The sequence below is a fragment of the Paraburkholderia dilworthii genome (assembly GCF_000472525.1).
In the GTDB taxonomy this organism is placed as follows: Bacteria; Pseudomonadota; Gammaproteobacteria; order Burkholderiales; family Burkholderiaceae; genus Paraburkholderia; species Paraburkholderia dilworthii.
The window spans coordinates 1-2,174 of sequence record NZ_AWZT01000125.1 but is presented as its reverse complement, the minus strand read 5'-3'; the positions used below and the strand labels follow the sequence as shown (position 1 = coordinate 2,174).

3 protein-coding genes are annotated in these 2,174 nt (G+C 60.9%); 2 read left to right on the top strand and 1 reads right to left on the bottom strand.

Annotated elements, in window-relative coordinates; translation table 11 throughout:
* A partial coding sequence (locus tag F759_RS45105; protein WP_322787136.1) for a hypothetical protein occupies positions 1-471 on the top strand: 471 nt, incomplete at its 5' end.
* Between the two features lie 23 nt (positions 472-494).
* Here F759_RS45105 and F759_RS0135450 read toward each other — a convergent pair.
* Positions 495-896 (bottom strand): hypothetical protein, encoded by a 402-nt coding sequence (locus tag F759_RS0135450; RefSeq protein WP_036026309.1) that lies wholly within the window; start codon positions 894-896, stop codon positions 495-497.
* 168 nt (positions 897-1,064) lie between these two features.
* On the opposite strand from F759_RS0135450, the gene F759_RS0135445 reads away from it, so the two are divergent.
* Complete coding sequence (locus F759_RS0135445; RefSeq protein ID WP_322787135.1) at positions 1,065-2,072, top strand: tyrosine-type recombinase/integrase; 1,008 nt, start codon at positions 1,065-1,067, stop codon at positions 2,070-2,072.
* Positions 2,073-2,174: the final 102 nt, after the last annotated feature.

Here is a 2,174-nt window from a genome sequence, read left to right as displayed (position 1 = left end):
CAGGCGGGCGATAAGGTGTATGTGCACTACGTGGCACAGCTCGTTGACCGGCCTGCCTGGGATGACGAATCGGTTCTGGTGGGTCACATCGAACTGGCGGCGACAACCAACACCCAGTTCAACGGCGAGACGTTTCTGATCCTGACTGACGACGATGGAAGGTCGCTCCGAGAAAAGATTGATTGCGATCGCACTGCCGTTGGAAATGGCGGGAGCCTGAATGAAAGAAGTGCCGACAACAAGCTGAAAGTGGTGGCGGTCCGCATCGATCCGCAGGTCGAGCACCGACTGCGGCTGCTCGCGGAGACAACCGGACGGAAACAGTCGTTCTTTCTGCAGCAGATCATCGAGCAAGGCATCGGTGCCATGGAAGAAGCATGGCCACCAGGGGCGACGGTCGCGAAGATCCGTCAGGGCAACGTGCCGGAGTTGCAGCAGCCCGGCTCGACCCGCGACCTCTTTGGCAACTGACGCATCCGCCGTGTTTCGACGGATCAGTATCCGCGCCCGCTGATACGCGAGATGACCGAGTTGGCCTGTGCCGCAGCATGGTCTGCGCGCAGGTTTGCCAACCTGGCGATCAACGTCGGATCAGGCGTCAGGAAGAGCGGCCTTGTCGTCCACCCGATAACACGGGCGCCGTTCCACTGTGTCTCGAATATACGCACGTCCTCGTAACTGCTGACGCCAGCGTTCACCAGATCGTCGAACGACTCGAGGTTAAACAGTTCGAGCTCGTCCTCGTGAATGCCCGACAGGTGCGAAATCGCGGAATAGAACAGCCGCCTCGCCTCCTCGCGCATCGCGCAAAGTGCAAGCGCGTCAACGACGCCCTCGGGCGTCTGCCACATCATCCGGTAAAGCAGCGTTCGACACTGTTGCGATAGCTCGGTCATGCGATTCCCCATCTTGTTGATCTTCCGCACCCCCGCCTTGACATCGGTCGGCGATCGGTACGATGGGCGACAGACCTTCCGTCGCACACGTTGCCCTACCGATGAACCGACACCCAGACCCTCTTCGACCAGTGCCCCTTCCTTATGGTGGCTGGTTTTTGGCGAGGCGTGAGCTTCGTTATGATGGGGGAAGGCGCACTTTCAGTATATATATTTATGGATTCTGAACTCTGGCTGTCGGACCCTGAAGCGGCTTATGCCGAATGGCAACGCGCCGAGGCGACTGGTGCAGACAGGCGCGCGTTTGCCGAGCGTTCCATCGTTCAGCATCGGTCGATGTTTGCCCGCCTCCATCGGTATCTCAGGAGCCGCGGCATCACGGTGATGGACTTCGGCACTGATCATATCGACGGCTTCTTTGCTGACCTCGACCGCGACTGCGAGCCCGGTACGTCGACGCGCCTACGCTATCTGAAACTGATGGACCGGCTCTCGCGTCATCTTTCCCTGCTGGGTTTACGCACCGACAATCCGGCGGCCGCTCTCCTGTCTCGTGAACACTGGCCGGACGATGAACCGATGCCGGTCTTTCTCTGGCCGGACGAAGATGCGCGCCTTCAGGACGTCTGCAGCAACCCGGCGTACGAGTCGTTCAAGGAACTGCGAAATCGCGCGATTGTCGCACTGCTGCTCGGCACCGGGATCACGGCGGCCGAACTCAGCGCGCTGAGCGTGGGCGATCTCGACGCAGGCGGATCGAGAGTCAGCGTGTTTGTCAAAAAGCGTGGGCCGCGCATCGCGCGCCGCGTGCCCGTCGACGCGTTCGCGGTTGAAATACTGCGGGAGTATGCGAAGACGCGCGCTGCGTTGTCGGCCCCGGATGGCCTTCTTTTCATGGCAACGGCAGGCGGCAAGCCCATGAAACCTGCCACCCTCGGGCAATGCGTGCAAGGGGCGCTGCATGCTGCCGGCGCTGCGGCTGCCGACGAGAGCCCCCGGTTGTTGCGCAACACTTATGGTCGCAGACATCTTCTGGAAGGCAAGACCAACGAACAGGTGAGTAACCTGATGGGCCTGTCCAGTCATAGAACCGCTACCCGGTTGCGCGAGACCATTTCCAGTGCCGCTGGGATGGGCGACCAGCAGGGAGAGGATGAGGCCGAAAGCGCCGCATAAGTCCCCAATGCGTGCCGGGCGCTTCCTTGACTTTGGCCACCGCCGCGTAGCCTGGTGTGTGAACCGTACACGGGGTACGGCCATATTCTCAGGTTCAGCCAT